We start from the raw sequence: 19,372 nt of genomic DNA on the forward strand, positions 1-19,372 counted from the left end.
AACAAAAATAAATTACAATGAAAAAATATTTTTTTATATTATCTGCATTAGTTCTTACCCTCACGAATAACTCGTGTAGTGAGAGGGAATTAGAAATGTTTCCGCCCTATGCAGATGCAATAGACGACATTCAGACAGAATCTCAGTTGCAGATGTTGCTTAATGGAGGTTACATTTCGCTCAGTTCAGTGAATGTTTACGGAACAAAAGCGATGATTTTTGGTGATTTGATGGGCGATAATATGTTTGTTAATACTAACCCGTCATTCCTGGCAACGTATAATTATAACTTCAACGCAAGTCAGCAAGGAGATTTTGGGGGGTTATACGGTACCTTGTATGATGCAATTGGCAAGTGTAATCTTGTCATCAATAACACTTCTGTCCCATCCACCGCAAATGTAGTACGCCAAAAAGCTGAAGCAAGAACACTAAGAGCTTTTGCATACTTTACTTTGGTAAGATTCTATTCTCCTACACCAACCTCAGGACAGAATCAGGAATTTGGTGTTCCGTTAGTTTTAGGGAATTATGATGTTAATATCCAACCGGCGAGAGCTACAGTAGCACAGGTATATGACCAGATTATCGAAGATTTAAAAGAAGGTATTGCTCATGGTGCATCCGAAGGGAAAAAAGTAATCCTTACCCAAACTGCAGCAAAACTAATATTATCTAAAGTGTATCTTACAAGAAGAGCGGCAGGTGATGCAGATTTGGCACTTCAGCTTTCTAATGATATCATTAATAATTCTCCAGGAATTTACGGACCAATTGATGCGACAGCTAAAGTGAAGCCATGTAACACTACTTCCCCAACAAACCCAACCAAATACCAACAGTATTTTGCAGGAATGGAAGATATTGATACTCCAGCTACGGAAACTTGCCAGGGGCAAACACTCAACTATACGATTCCCGGTGCCGAAAATCACCGCGAAACCGTTTGGGAACTTGATGTAAATACTGAGACTGCCTTAAGAACTGGTATTGGGGCTAATATTGCGATCCCTGCTTACTACTACCGGTTAGATTCTAAGAAAGCTTTTCTTTTTAATGAAACTTTCTATAACTCTTTTGCTGCAACAGATGTAAGAAGAGGTCCTGTATCGGCTTCAAGTTTACTGACGCAAAGTGGTGTTCCGGCTGCTGACAGTCCCAAAGGTTATTGGACAAATAAACACCCGCAAATTACCAAAGAAGGGCGTTATTTGAGAAATATCAAAATGCTTAGATTCTCCGAAGCTTACCTTAACAGAATTGAAGCGTTATATCTTACAGGACAAAATGCGCTTGCTCTTACAGAACTTAACGCATTCGCTGCAAGCCGAAACGGTTCTTTATATACAGGAACAGATTTGCTTCAGGACATTCTTGCAGAAAGAAGCAAAGAGTTTTACGGCGAAGGTCAGAGATTTCACGATATCAAAAGGTATAATCTGCCTTTAGAAAGACCTTCTAACTGTGCGACTTGCTCCATCCCGGCTAATGATAAATTATTCGTTATTCCGGTTTCACAGGGAGCTTTAAATAGTAACGCAAACCTTACGCAGTATCCTGGTTGGTAATAATCCTGAAACTAGATAATCAACCCTGCTTCGGCAGGGTTTTTATTTTCCCCATATTTCTTACATTTGTACACCAAAGAAAGAAAATGAAATACCTTCTGTTATGTTTATTGTTTGCCGGCTCAATCCTTCACGCGCAGGTCGTAAACAAAACCGATTCCAACAGGGTTAAGTCCGGAGATACACTCGTAATAGACACTGGTCACAAAGATTCCCTGAAAATCTTTAAACCGACCATCAACGACTATCAATACCAAACCCGCTTTTCTGAAAAGAAAATTTTCGATACCGCACTTTCTTACGACAAAACCTTTATTTTCACCCAATACAACAACCGCGACAATTTTGGGAGGATCCAGTTTTCGAATATTGGTGAGGGTTTTAATCCCTTAGTTTACGAGGTGAATACCGAACAGAATTTATCCCTGCTCCCTACAAGGAAATCATTTTTCATTCTCGGAATCAATGATATCAAATATTACGACGTAAAAACTCCGACCACTACTTTCATCTACCACAACTCCGTGAGTACCGGTGCAGCGTTGCAGTCCACTTATACCCAGAATATCGGGAAGAATTTCAACTTTGCGGTGGAGTATATGGGTTTGAGGTCACTCGGGAAATACCTGCACAATTTGTCGGCGAACAACAATATTGTTTTCTCCGGTCATTTCACTTCTAAAAATGGGAAGTATGAAGCGTTCGCTCACTACATCCACCAAAATGTAAACAATCAGGAGAATGGAGGGATTGCCGATATCGACTTGTTTTTGAATGGCGGAAGCAATTTCAACAACCGACTGAATCTGCCGGTAAATCTTGCGAATTCCAACTCTCGGTTTTCTTACCGAAGGTATTTTTTCAGCCACGAGTTTCGGCCATTTGCATCGGAAAAGTTTCCGTTTAAAATCCGCCACACCATTTTTCATCAGGGAAACAAGTATTACTACGGCCAACAATCCCCGGAATCGTATTGGTTCGCCGATCAGTCGGAATTGGTTGATTACCCGCTGTCTTCAAAGAAATATTCTGAAAATTTGAGCAACACCGTGAGTGTTTTGTTTGATCAGAAAAATTTTAAACTCGACGGGGGAGTTCGCCATCAGCTGATCAAGTTGGGAGTAGGAACAGCGTTTCCTGCCGCATTCGGTTACCCGCAGGAATTGACAGAAAACAGAATTGGCGCGGTCGGAAATCTTCTGATCAACCTTTGGGAAAAGGTTGAACTGAATGCAAACTTGGAGTTTTCAAATGGTAATCATTTCGGAACTTATCTCCGTTCCCAAAACCTGTTGAAATTTGAGCCGATCAAAGATTATTTCGTCAATGCAAAAGTGAATTTTCAAACGGCATCGCCAACTTTCAATTTGTTGATGAATCCTTCTGTTTATGGCAAATTCAATTATTTTCTCGATCAGCCAAAAAATGAAACCATCACCGAAATTGGTGGCGATGTAAACCTGAAATGGTTTAAAAGTTCAGTCTTTGCCAACTATTTCCGAATTGATAATTACACTTATCTGGATTCCCACGCGAAACCGCAACAAAGTGGGTCGTCCCTCAATATTTCGCAGATCGGCGGTGAGGCGACTTTCAGTTATGGCAAGTTTCACCTGAATCCGAAACTGCTGTTCCAAAGCGCGATAAGCAATAAAGATCTTTATCCGATGCCGAACTTCATCGGGAGGGCCAACTTTTTCTGGCAGTCGAAAATGTTTAAAAATGCAGCAGAAGTTCAGGCAGGAATCAAACTCTATTATTTCACGAAATTTGCTTCGAGGGAATTTTTTCCGATCCTCAATGAATTTATTTTGCCGGGAACGAATTCACAAACCATCGGCGGACAGCCGATTGGCGACGTTTATTTCAATATGAAGGTAAAGCGGATGTTCTTCTTCATCGAAGCGCAGCATCTGAACACGACCTTTATGAAAAACCGTTCCTTCACCGTACCGAATTACCCGCTCTACGATTTTCGCCTGAATTTGGGAATTGTTTGGTATCTTTTCAGTTAAAATTGTGGCATGAAGAATTTAAGCCAAATTATGACGATGGAATGTGGAAGGGTGCGCCGAGGGAATCTTTTGGGAAGGCGTGGAAAATGAGGAACAATCCAACTGAGGCGGAGGAAATTTTATGGGAACATTTACGATCCAATAACTTAACGGCTTCAAGTTTAGAAGGCAGCATCCGGTAAGTCTTTATATTGCCGATTTCTATTGTCATCAATTGAAGCTGGTGATCGAAGTGGATGGCGACTATCATTCTTCACAGGAGCAAATTGAAAAAGATAAGGAAAGGACTGAAATATTAAATTCGAACGGCTTGGAAGTGTTACGGTTTACAAACAAAGAGATTTTCGAGAACATCGATTTTGTCCTAAAGAATATAGAGTTGAAAGCAGAAGAAATCAGCTTAAAAACCAAAAATCCAAATTACCCCGACCCTAAAGGGAGTTGAATTTTTGGTTTTTTGAGGAAATTCCGTTTCCAAAGTAAATCTGACTTCGTTGCGTGACGGGATCGAAGGAAATTTTCCTCCCTTTAGGGACGGGGTAAAGAAAATTTCCTGATTAAGAAAAACTTATCTCTAAAAATTGGGAAACCAAAAAGAAAAATGAACAACATTTTTCACATTTCGTTTTAGAGTTTTAAATTAGCTGTTTTGTAATCCAATCTTGAAAAAAATCACCACCATACCGTTCACCGAAATTGAAAGTATTCCTGTACTGATCAAGGATTTTCTGCAGTCAAAGATCTCTGGTTTTGAAGAGCAGCTTTTTAATGATGACAATTTAAAGAGACAGATTTCGTTAAAAGCACAGTCGTATTCAGCGGAAAAGAGAAAGATTCTTGTTTCGGTCTTAAAGAATCAGTACAGCGGTTTCTCTTTAAGTGAAAAACAAAGGCAGAATCTCGACGATTTGCAGGATTCAGGCACTTTTACCCTTACGACAGGTCATCAACTGAACCTTTTTTCAGGGCCTGTTTTCTTTGTTTATAAAATTTTGCAAACCATAAAAACTGCGGAGCTTTTAAGTAAAAAATTCCCAGATAATAAGTTTGTTCCCATTTTTTGGATGGCGTCCGAAGATCACGATTTTGAAGAAATCAACCATTTTAAAACACGGAATTCCTATTACGAAACTAAAGCAAAATCGGGTGGAGTCGTTGGCAGAATTCTGCTCGAGGATGATTTCTTTATCTCTGAATTTGAGAAGGAATTTAAGGATTCAGTGTTTGGAACGGAGTTGATTCTGATGATGAGGCGCGCTTACTCGAAAGGGAAATCGTTAGCTGCTTCAACTAAAAATTTAGTTCAGGAACTTTTTGCTGAATACGGATTGATGGTCATCGATGGTAATGAACGCGATCTAAAAAGTGAAATGAAGCAGGTTTTTCGGAACGAACTTCTTCATCAGGAATTACTTGAAACCACGAAGAACACCGTGGATTTTCTTGAAAACAGATACGGAAAAGTACAAGTAAATCCGCGTGAAATCAATCTTTTCTATTTGACCGAAACCAGAAACCGCATCGAGTTTTCCAAAGGGAAATATCAGATCGTGGATACCGAAATTTCTTTTTCAGAAAATGAAATCCTTTCCGAACTCGAAAACCATCCTGAAAGATTCAGTCCCAATGCATTGATGCGGCCGGTTTTTCAGGAAACGGTTTTGCCAAATCTCGGCTACATCGGCGGAAATGCCGAAATCATGTATTGGCTTGAACTGAAAAACTATTTTAATAAGCTGAATCTCCCGTTTCCAGTTTTGATTCCGAGGAACTCCCTGCTTTTTGTTGAAGAAAAGACTTTAACCAAAACTAAAAATTTAGGTTTGGAAATCAAAGACTACTTCAGGAATTTCGCATCGGTAACGAACGGAATTTTGTTGGAAAATAATGAGATCCAATCACTTCTGGAGCGACAGGAAACTTCTTTAGCCAGCCAGTTCGACGAACTTTCGGGGAAAGCGGAACTCACCGACAGAACATTCGGGAATTTAGTGAACGCTGAAAAAGCAAGGCAGCTGAAATCCTTTGAAAGAATGAAGAAACGCCTCCTCCGAGCAGAAAAAATCAAACAGCAGGAAAAACTCGAGCGTATTGAAAACCTCTTCCTGAAGATTCATCCAGGGAAATCCTGGCAAGAAAGAGTCTATAATTTTTCGGTGTTTTATGCAGATTTCGGAAGGGAATGGCTTCAAAATTGTTACTCGGAAATGGATGTTGAAAAGTTGGAATTAATAATTCTTTCGATTTAATTTTAAAGCATTATTTTTGTAAATTATTATGCAAAAGATGATCAGAAAAATCTTTGTTTTATCGGGTTTAATCGTATTCTCGGCAGTCTTTGCCCAGAAAACCCATACGGTTGCAAAAGGAGACAATCCTTATAATATTTCGAAAAAATACGGGATGAGTTTGGACGAACTCCTCAAGCTGAACCCAAAAGTAAAGGACGGAAAAATTGCAATCGGCGATGTATTGGTAGTGAACAAAACTTCGCAGCCAACAAAACCTGCAGTTGCAGAAACTCCCAAATCTACTCCCGCGAAAACTGTTTCCCAACAGTTGGGCAAAATCGTTTTGCAGCCGAAACAAACCATCTACGGAATTACCAAACAATACCAAATTTCTGAAGCCGAACTTCGAAAGCTGAATCCCGAATTGGATTCGCACATGAAAATCGGCGACGAAGTTACTTTGCCATTAGAAAATATCAAGAAATTTGGCGGAAATCAAGCGGTAGTAGCAACGGTTTCCGAACCTGTCAAAGAGACAAAAACCGTAGTAACCAAAACCGAAACGGTGACCGAAACTGTAAAATCGGTTGACGAAAACTCTTATGTTGTAGAGCCGAAAGATAACTATTACAAACTCAGCCGTAAGTTCAATATCACTCAGAAAGAACTATTCGCAATGAATCCGGGACTCGAAGCAAAAGGTTTGCAACCGGGAGATGTGATCAAAATCAAAGGTGGGAATACCACTACTCAAACTACAACAACCACAACTACGACTGCTTCACAGCCGGTTTCAACCAACACTTACACATCAACTTCCACGTCGGATGAATATGTGACTTATACTGTGCAGGATGGTGATACTGTTTTTGGCATTATCAATAAGTTCGGTGTCTCCCTTGATGAGTTGCTTGCGCTTAACCCAAATCTTTCACAAGGTTTAAAATCGGGAATGGTGCTCAAAATCAAAAAACTCGACGCTGCCTATGTGAAAAAATCCGGTGATGCGCTGAATGTTGTTCTGATGCTTCCGTTTGGTTTCGACAGCAACGATTCGCGTTACAGAAACCTTTCTCTTGATTTTCTTTCGGGAGCAAAGCTTGCGATTGAGCGAAATGTGAAGAATGGGATGAAGCTCGATGTAAAAGTGATCGATGCCGGAAACGAAAGCAGTTTCAAAAACTCATTAACACAAATCAATCAGAACAATACCGATTTGATTATCGGGCCATTCTTCAAATCTAATGTTTTGGAGGTTCTGAGCTACGTTAAAGAGAAAAAAATTCCCGTTGTAGCGCCATTTGCTAACTCCGAAGATTTGCTGCCGTATTCCAATCTTGTGATTATCGAAACCAACGAGCAGGTTTATGCAGACCGAATTGTGAAGGAGGTAAAAGACGTTTTCTCTGATCAGAAAATCTATATCGTTGCAGATGCCGACAAATCAAAAGCGAATTATTTACAGGCGGCACTGGAAAAAACTTTGAAGAATCCACAGATCTTAGTGGTAAATTCAGCGTTAGACATTCAGCCGGACAAGAATATGATGACTGGTCAGTCTGCTCCGGTTATTGCAATTTTAGCCAACAATTCTGATGCAGCGGGTGAAGCTTTTGCTTCGAGAATGATCGCGGTTTCGAAAGAAGTAGAGGGAATTAAGGCATTCAGTATGTATTATTCACCGGCGTTTGAGAAGAAAGTAGATGATTTAAGCCAAGCGAATCTGGTGTATATCATGGACCGAAAAATCAATACCGACGGGGATTTTGAGAAGGAGATTCTTGAAGCGTTCAAAACTAAATATTGTAAAACTCCATCAAAATATTCCGTGATTGGATTTGATGTGGTGAACGATATGTTGAGCCGCGAAAACAAGAAAGGTGAAATCTTCAAACAAATGAACAAAGTTCAGACGCAGTTGGCAACCAAATTCGAGTTTGAAAAAACCAAAAACGGAGCATACGTAAACAAAGGATACCGAGTGGTTCGGCTTGTTCCGTAAGGATTAGTAGAAAAAAACCTGGTTTTGCTCCCTTTAGGAACGGGGTAATCAAATTCAGTTTATTTTTTTAAAGTTTAAGAGACTGACTTAGATCTTGATAAAAAACACAATTGATAAAATTAAATTTAAAGTTTAATATTTATCTGAAAAATATATGAAAGCACTTGTATTTCCTGGGCAGGGTTCACAGTTTGTCGGGATGGGAAAGGAATTGTTCGATTCCCGCAAAGACATTAAGGATCTGATGGAATCTGCCAATGAAATCTTAGGTTTCGACATCCTTTCCGTCATGTTTAACGGAACTGATGAAGACCTGAAAAAAACCGAGGTTACACAACCTTCCATCTTTATTCATTCGGTTGCCGCATTGAAAGCGGTGAACGGATTTGGAGCGGGAATGGTTGCGGGACATTCCTTAGGAGAATTTTCTGCGTTGGTTGCCAATGGCGTTCTCACTTTTGAGGATGGGTTAAAGCTTGTTTCCGCACGTGCAAAAGCGATGCAGGAAGCTTGTGACGCGCATCCGAGTTCGATGGCGGCAATTCTCGGACTTCCCGATGAAACCGTTGAAAAAATCTGTGAAGAAACTCCGGGAATCGTAGTTCCTGCAAATTATAACTGTCCCGGTCAACTTGTGATTTCGGGAGATACCGAAGCGGTTCAGCTTGCGTGTGAAAAGATGAAGGAAGCAGGAGCGAAACGTGCATTTCTTCTACCAGTGAACGGCGCCTTCCATTCGCCGTTGATGATGCCCGCTCAGGAAAAATTAGCGGAAGCCATCAACAAAACGAAATTCTACAAACCAACGATGGATGTTTACCAAAACATCACAACCACCGCGGTTTTCGATCCGGAGGAAATCAAGAAAAATTTGATCGCACAATTGACAGGTCCCGTAAAATGGACGCAGTCTGTACAGAATATGATCAAGAAAGGAGCAACTTCCTTTATCGAGGTTGGTCCCGGAAAAACGCTTCAGGGATTGATCAAGAAAATCGATGGTGAAGTTCTGGTTTCATCAGCAATTTAAAGAAAAATGGGTAAGATTTTTTCACCCGGAAAATTATTGCTCACTTCAGAATATGCCGTTCTCGACGGTGCTTTAGCTCTTGCTCTTCCCACAAAACTGGGGCAGGAGTTTTTTTTTGAGGAAATTGAAGACGGGAATTCTCACATCTCCTGGATCGCTCTCCATCAGGAAAGTCTTTGGCTGAACGTACAGATCGAATACAGAAACTGGGAAATCATCAATGCCAATATTCCCGAAGCAGCATTTATCCTGAAGGTTTTGAAGAATGTTCAGCAGCTTTCATCGATCAGATTTAAAGGAAACAATTCCTATCTGCTCCGAACCAACTTGCAGTTTCCCGCCAACTTTGGTTTGGGAAGCAGTTCGACTTTAATGAATAATCTTGCAGAGTGGGCGCAAGTTGATCCATTTCGGCTCAATGAAATTAGTCTTGGCGGAAGTGGTTACGATATCGCAGTTGCCAAAGAAAAATCCGCAATCCTTTACCAAAATTCGGGAAACGAAAGATTTATAGAGAAAGTCGTGTTCAATCCTGATTTTCGAAACGACTTGATTTTCATTCATTTAAATCAAAAACAAGATAGCCGCGAAGGAATTAATCTGTACCGCTCGAAAGAAAAATCTGCAACGTTGATCGAAGAATTTTCAAACATTACAAAAGAGCTACTTAACTGCAAAGATTTAGAAAAATTTTCTGAATTAATGGGAATTCACGAGCGTAAACTTTCTGCTTTTCTAGGAATCACTGCAGTCAAAGAAAAATATTTCGAAAACTGTCCTGTTTTTGTCAAATCACTCGGAGCGTGGGGCGGAGATTTTGTGCTGAGTAGAAAATTTTCCGGCTTTCAGGACTATTTTTCGGGGAAAGGATTTTCTGCCATTTTTGAATGGGATGATTTAATTGGTTGACAGACAGTTCGGTACAGCCATTTCTTTTTCTTGCAAAATCTGATGAATATCAGTAATTTTAAGTCGTCATTAAACTTCATTAATGACTAAATTTGTTTTTTTATTAAATCCTACATTAAAAAGTCGCTATGAAAAACATCAAAATCATTCAGCAGTTACACGATTTGGGAATCACCGGTTACCAGGAAGTGGTATATAACCCGTCTTACGAGGAGCTGTACAATGCAGAAATGTCCATCAAAAACAAAGGTTTTGAAAAAGGAGCAGTAACCGAATCCGGTGCTGTTGCCGTGAAAACCGGGATTTTTACGGGACGTTCGCCAAAAGACAGGTACATTGTAAAGGATGACATAACCAAAGATACCATCGATTGGGGTAGTGTGAACTTGCCGACAACACCTGAAATTTTCGACAGCTGCAAGAAATTGGTTTTGAAACAGTTATCGACTTCAAAGAAGATTTATGTGGTTGATGCTTTCTGCGGAACCAATCCGGATACCCGACTGAAAGTGAGATTCATTATGGAAGTTGCGTGGCAAGCGCATTTCGTGACCAATATGTTTATCCGCCCATCAATCTACGAACTGGAACATTTTGGTGAGCCGGACTTTATTGTGATGAACGGTTCCAAAACAACCAACCCTAACTGGAAAGAGCAGGGACTAAATTCCGAAAACTTCGTGATGTTCAGCTTGACAGAGAAAATGCAGATCATCGGTGGAACTTGGTACGGCGGCGAAATGAAGAAGGGAATGTTTGCGATGATGAACTATTATCTCCCACTAAAAGGAATGGCATCAATGCACTGTTCTGCAAACGTGGGTGAAGATGGCGATGTTGCCCTTTTCTTTGGACTTTCCGGAACGGGTAAAACGACACTTTCAGCTGACCCTAAAAGATATTTGATCGGTGACGACGAACACGGATGGGATGATCACGGTGTTTTCAATTACGAAGGCGGTTGCTACGCAAAAGTAATCGACCTTACCGAGGAAAAAGAACCGGATATTTTCCGTGCGATCAGAAGAGATTCACTCCTGGAAAACGTGGTGGTCAACGAATACGGCGAAGCAGATTACAAAGACAATTCGATTACCGAAAACACCAGAGTTTCTTACCCGATTTACCATATCAACAAAATTGTGCTTCCTTCGAAAGCAGGACACGCCAAGAAAATCGTTTACCTTTCAGCAGATGCGTTCGGGGTATTGCCTCCGGTTTCAATCTTGAATGACGATCAGGCGCAGTACCACTTCCTTTGCGGATACACCTCCAAACTGGCGGGAACAGAGAGAGGAATCACCGAACCGCAACCTTCGTTTTCACCGGCATTTGGTGAGGCGTTCCTTACGCTGCACCCAACAATGTATTCCAAAACATTGATCGGTAAAATGAAAGAGCACGGAGCAAGAGCATACTTGGTAAATACTGGCTGGAACGGAACGGGCAAAAGAATTTCACTGAAAGATACGCGTGCAATCATCGACGCAATCATCGACGGCTCAATCGACGGTGCAGAAAAAGCAGTCGTGCCAATTCTAAATCTCGAGATTCCGACCAAACTTCCGAACGTTTCCGAAGGAATCCTGGATCCGAGACACACTTACGCCGACGCTTCCGAATGGGAGAAAAAAGCGAGAGATCTCGGCGCGAAATATGTTGCTAACTTCGAGCAGTACTGCGACACCGAAGAAGGAAAACGATTGGTTGCAGCGGGACCGCAGTTGTAAAACAAATTTTTAATACAAAAAAAACCACCCTGGCAAAAGGTGGTTTTTTTATTGGGTTGTGGAGCAGGAGGGATTCGAACCCTCGTCCAAACAAGCAACACATAAGATTTCTACATGCTTATTTCGCTATTGCTTTTCGACCGTGGGCAGAGAGCGAACACCCAACACACGGCTTATCTCCTAAAATTTTCGTTCCTGAATCGGAGTCCTTCAGAACTTATTTCCGCATTGCTATGCCCCAGAATCCAACGTCGCGAAACAGAACTTTGGTGAGACATCTTGTTTCCTTACTATACTTCGGGAAAACGCTTATCCTACTATACTTCGGATTAAGCAGCAAGAGCAAACTCTTGGTTGCCAGTTAAATTTTGTGACAAGGGATTTAAGAGATCGCGCCACGGTTCTCTGCATGCTTACTTACCCGCTGATCTTGCTGTCGAAACCAGTCTGCCCCGGATTTTTGTAAGAGTGCAAAGATAAAGAAAAAATATTTCGAATTCGCATACACACCAACTCATCCACTCGCCGACACTCCAAAACTCCAACACATACACACAATCTGGGCGTGTCCCTCACTCGGTCATTCCTCCCGATTTCATCGGCATCCATTTACTCGTTCGGGTCGGGCTATTCGCTGCAATCTTTTTTTTGGTGATCGAATGTCATTTCAAAGGTCCAATTTCGGCAACCAAAAAAAGGATTTCCGCTGCTATCCCTCACGCGGAATTTCCGTTTCTAATCACATTTTTGTCAAAGAAACCAGGAATGTTATTAACTAAGCAATTTCTAAAATTCTCTTAAAACCCGTTAACAGCGGTTAAACTTTGAAAACCAAACGAAAAGAATTTTACCTTTAACCAAAATTATGCGCATGAAAACAAGATTACTGTCTGTTTTTTTTATCCTAATTTCAGTTACGGCATTTTCGCAGGAATACATTTTCGGTAAAGTCAAATCTGAGTTCGGAAATGAGATTGTAGAGACTGTGGTCATCAATATACGTTCGGGTGAAAAAGTGCTGACCGACAAAGACGGCAACTTTATGATCAGCGCTAAACCCTATGACGAACTTCGTTTTGTGAAAAGTGGCTTCGAAAGATTCGATAAAAAGATTTCCGCCGATGACTATTCTCATCCATTGAATATTTCCTTGAACAAAGTTCCTTATCTGATTACCGAAGTGGAAATCGCGTTTCAGCCGACAGGAAATCTGAAGAAAGATTCCAAAACACTTGATCCGCCGAAGAAGGTGGTCGCGCTCAACTCCTCGATGGATTCCTATATGAGGACGCCATTGTCGGAAGTTCCACCAAAACTTACAACACCTTCTGCTTTTGACACTCAGAAAATGAATGGCGGAATAGATTTTATCGGGTTAGCTTTTGCCGCAATAAAATTAGTGGGGAAAGCAACCAAAAATCCTTTAACGACCGCCAACTACGCCGAAACCCAGGAATTCTACCGTCGCGTGAAAAACGAAATCGACCTTAGCTTCTATACTTCGCAAGGTTGGGACGAAGAGGAGATAGACCGTTTCCTGATTTATGCGGACAATAATTTTTCCCTCGTCAAGAAATACAGAAACAACTTTAACAGCAGTGCAATTTCCAATGATATGCGGTTGGCTTACCAAGAATATGTCAAAACCCGGAAAGTCAAAACGTAGTAAATTTACAGGTGTTTTTACTTTCTTAACAAAAGTTAAACAAACCTTAACAAAAAGTTAATGAAATCTTAAAATTTGGAATAAGATTTGGTGCAATAATTTCATCTTCAAAAAGTTATTAATGAAAACCCTCCATCTTTTATGAACAGAAACATCATCGCAATTTCGATTGCCGCGCTTGGTTTCATCATTGGTGTCGCTCTTTTGGGAAGTGCCATCAAGAACAGGAACCAGTCCCAAAATACGATTTCGGTTACCGGTTTGGGTACTAAGAAATTCACTTCCGACCTCATTACCTGGAGCGGAAATTTTTCACGCACCAGTTTCGAACTGAAATCCGCATACGACGAACTTTCCAATGACAAAAGGGTGATCGAAAATTACCTGACTTCGAAAGGAATTCCGAAGGACCAGATTGTTTTTTCCGCCGTGGATACCCAAAAGCAATTTAATTATGGTTCCGACGCCAATGGAAGAAGCATCCAGACATTCGCTGGTTACCAGCTTTCGCAGACCGTTTCTATCGACAGCAAGGACGTTGCAAAAATTGAAAACCTTTCCCGAAACATCACCGAGATTATCAATCTGGGAATTGAATTCACCTCTTCGCCGCCGAATTATTTCTACTCCAAATTGGCAGATGTGAAGCACCAGATGATCGCCGATGCAACCAAAGACGCCAAACAGCGCGCCGAGAAAATTGCTGAAAATGCAGGAAGTAAACTTGGCAAGCTGAAAAAGGCAACCATGGGAATCACGCAGATCACGGCTCCAAACTCCACCGAAGAATATTCCTATGGCGGAACCTTCAACACCTCGTCGAAAGACAAGGAAGCGAGCATCACCATCAAACTCGAATACGGAGTGGACTAATAACTGTAACAAAGAAAAATATTTCCCCGGATTTTCTTTCGGGGATTTTTTGTGTCAAGGGATTGTGTATATTTGGGAGATAAAGCATTTCAAGTTTTCATAAAGAAAATATGATTCAGTCAAGCAACATTATTTTACGAAAAGAAGATAAGGTCGTGTTATCGATTCTATTGTTTTTCATTTTCGGATTAATAAGTGTGCTCGGCTTTTTCGGCTTTTTTCGTGATGCTCATCGGAGTCAAATATTAAATGAAGAGTAAGTGATAAAGCTGACCACGGCAAGTATAAAGCTGAACTTTCAACAGGAAAAATAATAGAAATTTATTTTCCAATGGAAAAAAAGTCGCAACCTTACACTTAAATGATAGTATCTTAAAAAAAAATTCAGTGTACATTTTGGTTTTTAGCAACAAAGAGTTCCAAAGAACTCTAGACACCTTAACTTCGGAAACGTAAGAGAAGTCGGAAATCTAATTCAAGATATTTCTTTGTTAATATTTGTCCCAGTTTTTTAATGAAACAAAATTCTGTTTATTTTGCTACTCAAGAAAATGAGCATCAATTGGTGAATACGTTTTCTACTTCCCAGAATTTTCGTTCGAGGACTTTTTGTGTTAAGGGATTGCGTATATTTGGGAGTTAGGCGTCATTTTATAAATAAAGTGTTTAAATAAATCTATTTCGGAATAAAGTTTTAATTATTAACAGAATATAACTAACCATCTATTTATTATTAGTTAACCCTGTAAATAATTGCTTTTTTTTAATTGTATGAAAATTAATTATATTTGTTTAACACACCTAATAAAACTTTCAACTTATGAGAAAAAGAATTTACCTTCTAACTTTTCTGTTTGTAGTGTTTGGCTTTTTAAATGCTCAAACTGATTTTTATTACTATTACAAGGGACAAAAGAAATATCTTACCGTCAATAAAAAATCTTTTTATTTGTTTACAAATAATAACTTTGATACATCTTCTACAGCCAATTTAGGAGTTGAAGATTATATATTGATAGATGATATTAATTCGGTAAACACAAAGTTTACGCACCTCAAATTAAGTAATGAGCCGACTGACAATCAAACATATTTCCAAAAACTGAATGAATTAAAACAATTGCCAAATGTAGAACATGTGGGATTATTTTTTGAAAATGAGAACGGTGAGCTATCAGTTGGTATTTCAAAATATTTTTATGTTAAACTAAAGGATATTAGTGATTTTAGTATTCTCAACCAAACAGCATTAGTAAAAGGTGCAGATATTGTAAAGCAGGTACCAAACATGCCCAAATGGTATATCGTCGCAGTGTCAAATGGAAACAGTATTTCTTCGCTTGAATTGGGAAACCAATTTTATGAAACAGGTTTATTTGATACTGTTGATCCTGCCTTTATGTTCAATTTTACTTTTGACATGAATAGTGATGGTGAAATGGAAACCACTATTAACAAAGCAATTCCTGGCGGTGGTGCCAATAATGATGCAACATGCTCCTATGACCCAGATTTTTACAGGTTATGGGGATTAAAAAATAATACAAATTCTTCTATTGATATTAATGCTTGTCAAGCTTGGCTGATTAGCAAAGGTGCAAATATTAATGTTGCTGTTGTGGATCAAGGCATTTATTTTCCTCACCTTGATTTAACTGCAAATATTGGTAGTGCTGGATATGATGCTCAATCTGGTAATAGTGGTAGTGTTTATATAACTGGAAATACGCACGGAACAAAAGTAGCTGGAATAATCGCCGCAGAACGGAATAATCTACAAGTAGCAGGTGTAGCACCAAAATCCAAAATAATCCCAATAAGTCATGATTTAAAAAAAGATACTCATGAAGCACTTCTTTATACAACAATTTCTGCTCAACTTGCGTCTGGAATAACTTGGGCGTGGGAAATGGAAAATGCAGATGTTATTAATAATTCTTGGTATTCTGCAGCAAGTTGGTTGGATAGTCAGTTATTAGAAGAAGCTATTATCAACGCGATTGAATATGGTCGTGATGGAAAAGGTTGCGTGGTTGTTTTTTCAGCAGGTAATAATGGTTCAAATGTACTTTATCCGGGTAGTTTTGATGAGCGAATTGTAACAGTTGGTGCAATTGCAAGTAATGGTAGTAAAGCTACTTTTTCAGCATATGGTAATAAATTAGATGTAGTTGCGCCGGGTGTCGGTATTTGGACAACTGCTCCTACTCAAAGTATTACGTCAGATGACGGAACATCATTTGCGGCACCTCATGTTTCTGGAATAGCGGCTTTGATATTATCTGTTAACCCCTGTTTATCAGGTCAACAAGTAAGAGATATTATAGATCAAACCTCACAAAAAATCAGAACAGATTTATATTATTATACAACTTATCCAAGTAAGCCTAATGGAATTTGGAATGAGCAAATAGGTTATGGTTTGGTTGATGCACACGCAGCAGTTTTGATGGCAAGAAGTTTACTTTCCACAAATCCTTGTGAGCAGGGCATACAAGAAACTCCACAACAAAGTACATTAGAAATCATTGCCCCAAACCCGTCAAGTAATGTTATAAATGTAAAATATAAACTAGATGGAGCAAATTCCGCATCCGTAGTAATTATTAAGCAAACTGGAAATACTTCTGTTAATAATTACAGTTTGGATATTTTTGGAACTGAAACCAATATAAATGTTAGCAATTATGTTTCGGGATTTTATACAGTTGCATTAATTGTAAATGGCAAAATAGTAGATTCTAAAACTTTAATCAAACAATAAAAGATATAATTATGAAAAATATAATTACATTCTGCATCTTCTTTTTAATGTATGGAAGTGCATTATCCCAAAATCAAAATTTGTTCATAACTGGATTAAATATTACGCAATTAAGTGAAAGCCAAATTAGAGCAAATCTGAAAGTCTATTCTCCAGATTTGGCTACTTATAACATCTACACAAGTGAGATTAGCGGTAATATCGTGACTTTAAAAGTTTGTTACAACATGTATACTGTACCTGCTATAAGTAATCTTGAGAATGATTTTGACGTTAATATTCCATCTATTTCAGGCAATTATATATTTATAGTAAAAATTTATCGTGCAAATCCGGGGGTTTGCAGTTTTATTGATAATGGTTTTTTAGAAGATACGGCAGCTTTAGATTTTACGAATCCTTTTAATGGAACTATATCTTTAGGTACGATGGATGTTAATGGAAAAAATAGTATAAATTTTTATCCTAACCCTGTGAAAGACACTCTTATTTTTTCTGAACAGGTTTCCAATATAAACATTACAGACCTTTCCGGTAAATTGATAAAGCAGATTTCTAGAAAAGAAAAATCTATTAATGTTTCTACATTAGCAAAAGGTATTTATATAATTACTGCGATTACAAAATCAGGTAAAAAAATAAGTAAAAAAATTATCAAAGAATAATAATTTCGTATAAAAAAAACGTCGCCTAACCAGCTATTTCTACAAGCGGGTATGAAGTTTTTATCGAAGATTTTAGCGATTAATTACGTTTTTAGCAAGTACAAAGTTTTCCTATTTTTATCCCGCCTGCAGAAATACCCATCCGTTACCTGCAAGTTTAAAAACTTACTCAAGCCACAGATGATTTGTAAAAAAGCATTTTTTTTGCAACCGAACTTTAATTTACTTGTCTACTAAAGAAGTATGAGCAATGAAAGCGACCATTTTTCTGACAAGACTATTGTTACAAATATATTGAATGGAAACATTCAAGGCTTTGCTATCGTGGTAAAAAATACAGAAAAATTGGTAACTCATATTGTACGGAAAATGACGTCCAATGAAGACGACCAAAAAGACCTTGTACAAGATGTTTATCTGAAGGCCTACCAAAATTTGTCTTCATTTCAATTCAAATCTAAATTATCAACTTGGATTGCTAACATTGCTTATAATACAACTATAAATTATCTTCAGAAAAAGAAAATCTCTATAATTGAAATTGAGAAAATAGTAGATAACAAATTTAGAGCCTGTTTAAATTTTACCAAATAAACCTGAATTTGTTTTCCCCAACCCTAAAAGGAGCAAATTCAGGTTTATTTGGAAGGAAATTTTCCTCCCTTTAGGGACGGGGTAAAGAAAATTTCCGATATGTTTTTTTTTTTTGAATAAAATTTAAACAAGCTCTAAAAGCAAAAAACTAAACTTTAAATTCTATATTTGAAACAGAAAACACTCTCTAAAGTACACTTTCTTTTGAAGACATACAACCTCAAACCTCAAACCTCAAACCTCAAACCTCAAACTTTAGCAATACACCACATCATAAATCTCCTCTTTGATCCGCTCGGTTTTTTCGGGATTCCAGTTGGCGAGAAGAAGCAGGTTCAATGGATTTTTTCCTTCCTCGTAACAGGGTTGAACGTAACTGTCGTCAATCACCGCGAAACCGTTTCTTTCATAAAATGAAATTCTTCTTTTGGTATTCGGATCATCATTTTCGGGTTCGGTTTCCAACACGATTCGCGCGTAGTTTCTGAAAAGATGGTTAAGGATTTCGGTGCCGTATCTTTTGTTGCGGTGTTCGGCGAAAATTTCCAGATGTTCCACAAAAACAAAATCCGTCAGTTCCCAGATCATCATATAGCCAATACTCTGCAGGTCGTCGATAACCGCGACTACTTTTACATTTGGGTTTGAAAAAAGCCGCTGAAACTGTTTCTCGTTCCTCCTTTCATCTTCGATAAAGGCTTGGCAATAGGATTCGTAAATTTCTTTTGCCCGGAAATCATCGGGAGCAGTGAGTTCAAGGTATTCCATGATGATGAGTGATGAGTGATAGGTGATGAGTGATAACTGTTGCAAAACTGTTTGCTTTTTGCATGGCAATTATTATTCCGAAAAAAAGGTGAAAGGTTTGGAGCTGATTAAAGATCGAAAACGCCCGGTCTTCTCGTGATAAACATATCCTTGATCCAAAGCGTAAAAGCCAGTCCTAGATAAATGAGGAAGAACACGCCCGCTGTCGCAAATGTGGAGTAGATGAAGAACACCCGGAGTTTTGATACGGGAATTCCCAGTTTCGCGCCCATTCTTGTGAGAACGCCGAACCACTGTCTTTCCATTTTGTGCCGTAAATTGTCGAGCATTTCTTTGCTATAATTTGAAGTTCAAAGATAGAGATTTTAATGACTTCGACAAAGTTATTATGGTCGCAAAAAATCTGCGTCAACAACGCAATCAGCGGGGAAATCAACGGCAAAGTTTTACTCTTAATAAATATGTAGAAGGCAAAGATGACGAATAAATCCGCTGATTAAGTGACCGCTTCATCAATTCGCTTTAGCGGATAAGACTTTGCAAACTTAAATCGAGTG

15 protein-coding genes and 1 other RNA gene are annotated in these 19,372 nt (G+C 38.9%); 13 read left to right on the forward strand and 3 right to left on the reverse strand.

All coding sequences use genetic code 11. The annotated features are described in order from the left end of the window. Positions 1–17: 17 nt before the first annotated feature. The 8 genes from MTP09_RS01715 to pckA all read left to right on the forward strand — a co-directional run bounded on the left by MTP09_RS01715 (position 18) and on the right by pckA (position 11,485). Complete coding sequence (locus MTP09_RS01715) at positions 18–1,568, forward strand: RagB/SusD family nutrient uptake outer membrane protein (RefSeq protein WP_243550064.1); 1,551 nt, start codon at positions 18–20, stop codon at positions 1,566–1,568. Between the two features lie 86 nt (positions 1,569–1,654). Next, entirely contained in the window at positions 1,655–3,583 is a 1,929-nt protein-coding gene (locus MTP09_RS01720; RefSeq protein ID WP_243550066.1) for a putative porin, read from the forward strand. Positions 3,584–3,773: 190 nt separating this feature from the next. Further along, positions 3,774–4,028, forward strand: a complete 255-nt coding sequence (locus tag MTP09_RS14490; protein WP_396022262.1) for an endonuclease domain-containing protein — start codon at positions 3,774–3,776, stop codon at positions 4,026–4,028. 217 nt (positions 4,029–4,245) lie between these two features. Beyond that, entirely contained in the window at positions 4,246–5,832 is a 1,587-nt protein-coding gene (gene bshC / locus MTP09_RS01725; protein WP_243550068.1) for a bacillithiol biosynthesis cysteine-adding enzyme BshC, read from the forward strand. Positions 5,833–5,869: 37 nt separating this feature from the next. Continuing rightward, complete coding sequence (locus MTP09_RS01730; RefSeq protein WP_243550070.1) at positions 5,870–7,816, forward strand: LysM peptidoglycan-binding domain-containing protein; 1,947 nt, start codon at positions 5,870–5,872, stop codon at positions 7,814–7,816. Positions 7,817–7,970: 154 nt separating this feature from the next. Further along, on the forward strand, positions 7,971–8,846 hold the full coding sequence (fabD, locus tag MTP09_RS01735; RefSeq protein WP_243550071.1) for an ACP S-malonyltransferase: 876 nt from the start codon (positions 7,971–7,973) through the stop codon (positions 8,844–8,846). Between the two features lie 6 nt (positions 8,847–8,852). Further along, positions 8,853–9,755 carry a GYDIA family GHMP kinase gene (locus MTP09_RS01740; protein WP_243550073.1) on the forward strand — a complete coding sequence of 301 codons (903 nt, stop codon included), beginning with the start codon at positions 8,853–8,855 and terminating at the stop codon, positions 9,753–9,755. 128 nt (positions 9,756–9,883) lie between these two features. Then, positions 9,884–11,485 (forward strand): phosphoenolpyruvate carboxykinase (ATP), encoded by a 1,602-nt coding sequence (gene pckA, locus MTP09_RS01745; RefSeq protein WP_243550075.1) that lies wholly within the window; start codon positions 9,884–9,886, stop codon positions 11,483–11,485. A gap of 56 nt (positions 11,486–11,541) precedes the next feature. Here pckA and ssrA read toward each other — a convergent pair. Beyond that, positions 11,542–11,939, reverse strand: a transfer-messenger RNA (tmRNA) gene (ssrA, locus tag MTP09_RS01750). A 417-nt stretch (positions 11,940–12,356) separates the two neighbouring features. Between ssrA and MTP09_RS01755 the strand changes: the two genes are divergently transcribed. The 5 genes from MTP09_RS01755 (at position 12,357) to MTP09_RS01775 (ending at position 18,047) form a co-directional block, all read left to right on the forward strand. After that, the gene (locus MTP09_RS01755; protein WP_243550077.1) at positions 12,357–13,151 is read left to right on the forward strand and encodes a hypothetical protein; all 795 of its coding nucleotides are present in this window, start codon (positions 12,357–12,359) and stop codon (positions 13,149–13,151) included. Positions 13,152–13,292: 141 nt separating this feature from the next. Next, positions 13,293–14,024, forward strand: a complete 732-nt coding sequence (locus tag MTP09_RS01760; RefSeq protein ID WP_243550079.1) for an SIMPL domain-containing protein — start codon at positions 13,293–13,295, stop codon at positions 14,022–14,024. A gap of 820 nt (positions 14,025–14,844) precedes the next feature. Then, positions 14,845–16,788 carry a S8 family peptidase gene (locus MTP09_RS01765; RefSeq protein ID WP_243550081.1) on the forward strand — a complete coding sequence of 648 codons (1,944 nt, stop codon included), beginning with the start codon at positions 14,845–14,847 and terminating at the stop codon, positions 16,786–16,788. 11 nt (positions 16,789–16,799) lie between these two features. Beyond that, positions 16,800–17,453, forward strand: coding sequence for a T9SS type A sorting domain-containing protein (locus MTP09_RS01770; RefSeq protein WP_243550083.1), 654 nt, complete (start codon positions 16,800–16,802; stop codon positions 17,451–17,453). 243 nt (positions 17,454–17,696) lie between these two features. Then, positions 17,697–18,047 (forward strand): RNA polymerase sigma factor, encoded by a 351-nt coding sequence (locus tag MTP09_RS01775; protein ID WP_243550085.1) that lies wholly within the window; start codon positions 17,697–17,699, stop codon positions 18,045–18,047. Between the two features lie 255 nt (positions 18,048–18,302). Here MTP09_RS01775 and MTP09_RS01780 read toward each other — a convergent pair whose 3' ends face one another. Together MTP09_RS01780 and MTP09_RS01785 are read right to left on the reverse strand one after the other, a co-directional pair. Then, positions 18,303–18,860, reverse strand: coding sequence for a GNAT family N-acetyltransferase (locus MTP09_RS01780; protein WP_243550087.1), 558 nt, complete (start codon positions 18,858–18,860; stop codon positions 18,303–18,305). 62 nt (positions 18,861–18,922) lie between these two features. Further along, positions 18,923–19,144 carry a PspC family transcriptional regulator gene (locus MTP09_RS01785; protein WP_243550088.1) on the reverse strand — a complete coding sequence of 74 codons (222 nt, stop codon included), beginning with the start codon at positions 19,142–19,144 and terminating at the stop codon, positions 18,923–18,925. Positions 19,145–19,372: the final 228 nt, after the last annotated feature.

Origin of the sequence: Chryseobacterium suipulveris (genome assembly GCF_022811685.1) — a bacterium.
Lineage (GTDB): Bacteria > Bacteroidota > Bacteroidia > Flavobacteriales > Weeksellaceae > Kaistella > Kaistella suipulveris.

Bases quoted from the DNA above. Each gene is read 5' to 3' on its own strand.
- MTP09_RS01730 (WP_243550070.1), top strand. From the start codon at position 5,870: ATGATCAGAAAAATCTTTGTTTTATCGGGTTTAATCGTATTCTCGGCA.
- MTP09_RS01785 (WP_243550088.1), bottom strand. From the start codon at position 19,144: ATGCTCGACAATTTACGGCACAAAATGGAAAGACAGTGGTTCGGCGTT.
- MTP09_RS01740 (WP_243550073.1), top strand. From the start codon at position 8,853: ATGGGTAAGATTTTTTCACCCGGAAAATTATTGCTCACTTCAGAATAT.
- MTP09_RS01715 (WP_243550064.1), top strand. From the start codon at position 18: ATGAAAAAATATTTTTTTATATTATCTGCATTAGTTCTTACCCTCACG.
- fabD (WP_243550071.1), top strand. From the start codon at position 7,971: ATGAAAGCACTTGTATTTCCTGGGCAGGGTTCACAGTTTGTCGGGATG.
- MTP09_RS01720 (WP_243550066.1), top strand. From the start codon at position 1,655: ATGAAATACCTTCTGTTATGTTTATTGTTTGCCGGCTCAATCCTTCAC.
- MTP09_RS01775 (WP_243550085.1), top strand. From the start codon at position 17,697: ATGAGCAATGAAAGCGACCATTTTTCTGACAAGACTATTGTTACAAAT.
- pckA (WP_243550075.1), top strand. From the start codon at position 9,884: ATGAAAAACATCAAAATCATTCAGCAGTTACACGATTTGGGAATCACC.
- MTP09_RS01760 (WP_243550079.1), top strand. From the start codon at position 13,293: ATGAACAGAAACATCATCGCAATTTCGATTGCCGCGCTTGGTTTCATC.
- MTP09_RS01755 (WP_243550077.1), top strand. From the start codon at position 12,357: ATGAAAACAAGATTACTGTCTGTTTTTTTTATCCTAATTTCAGTTACG.
- MTP09_RS01770 (WP_243550083.1), top strand. From the start codon at position 16,800: ATGAAAAATATAATTACATTCTGCATCTTCTTTTTAATGTATGGAAGT.
- MTP09_RS01765 (WP_243550081.1), top strand. From the start codon at position 14,845: ATGAGAAAAAGAATTTACCTTCTAACTTTTCTGTTTGTAGTGTTTGGC.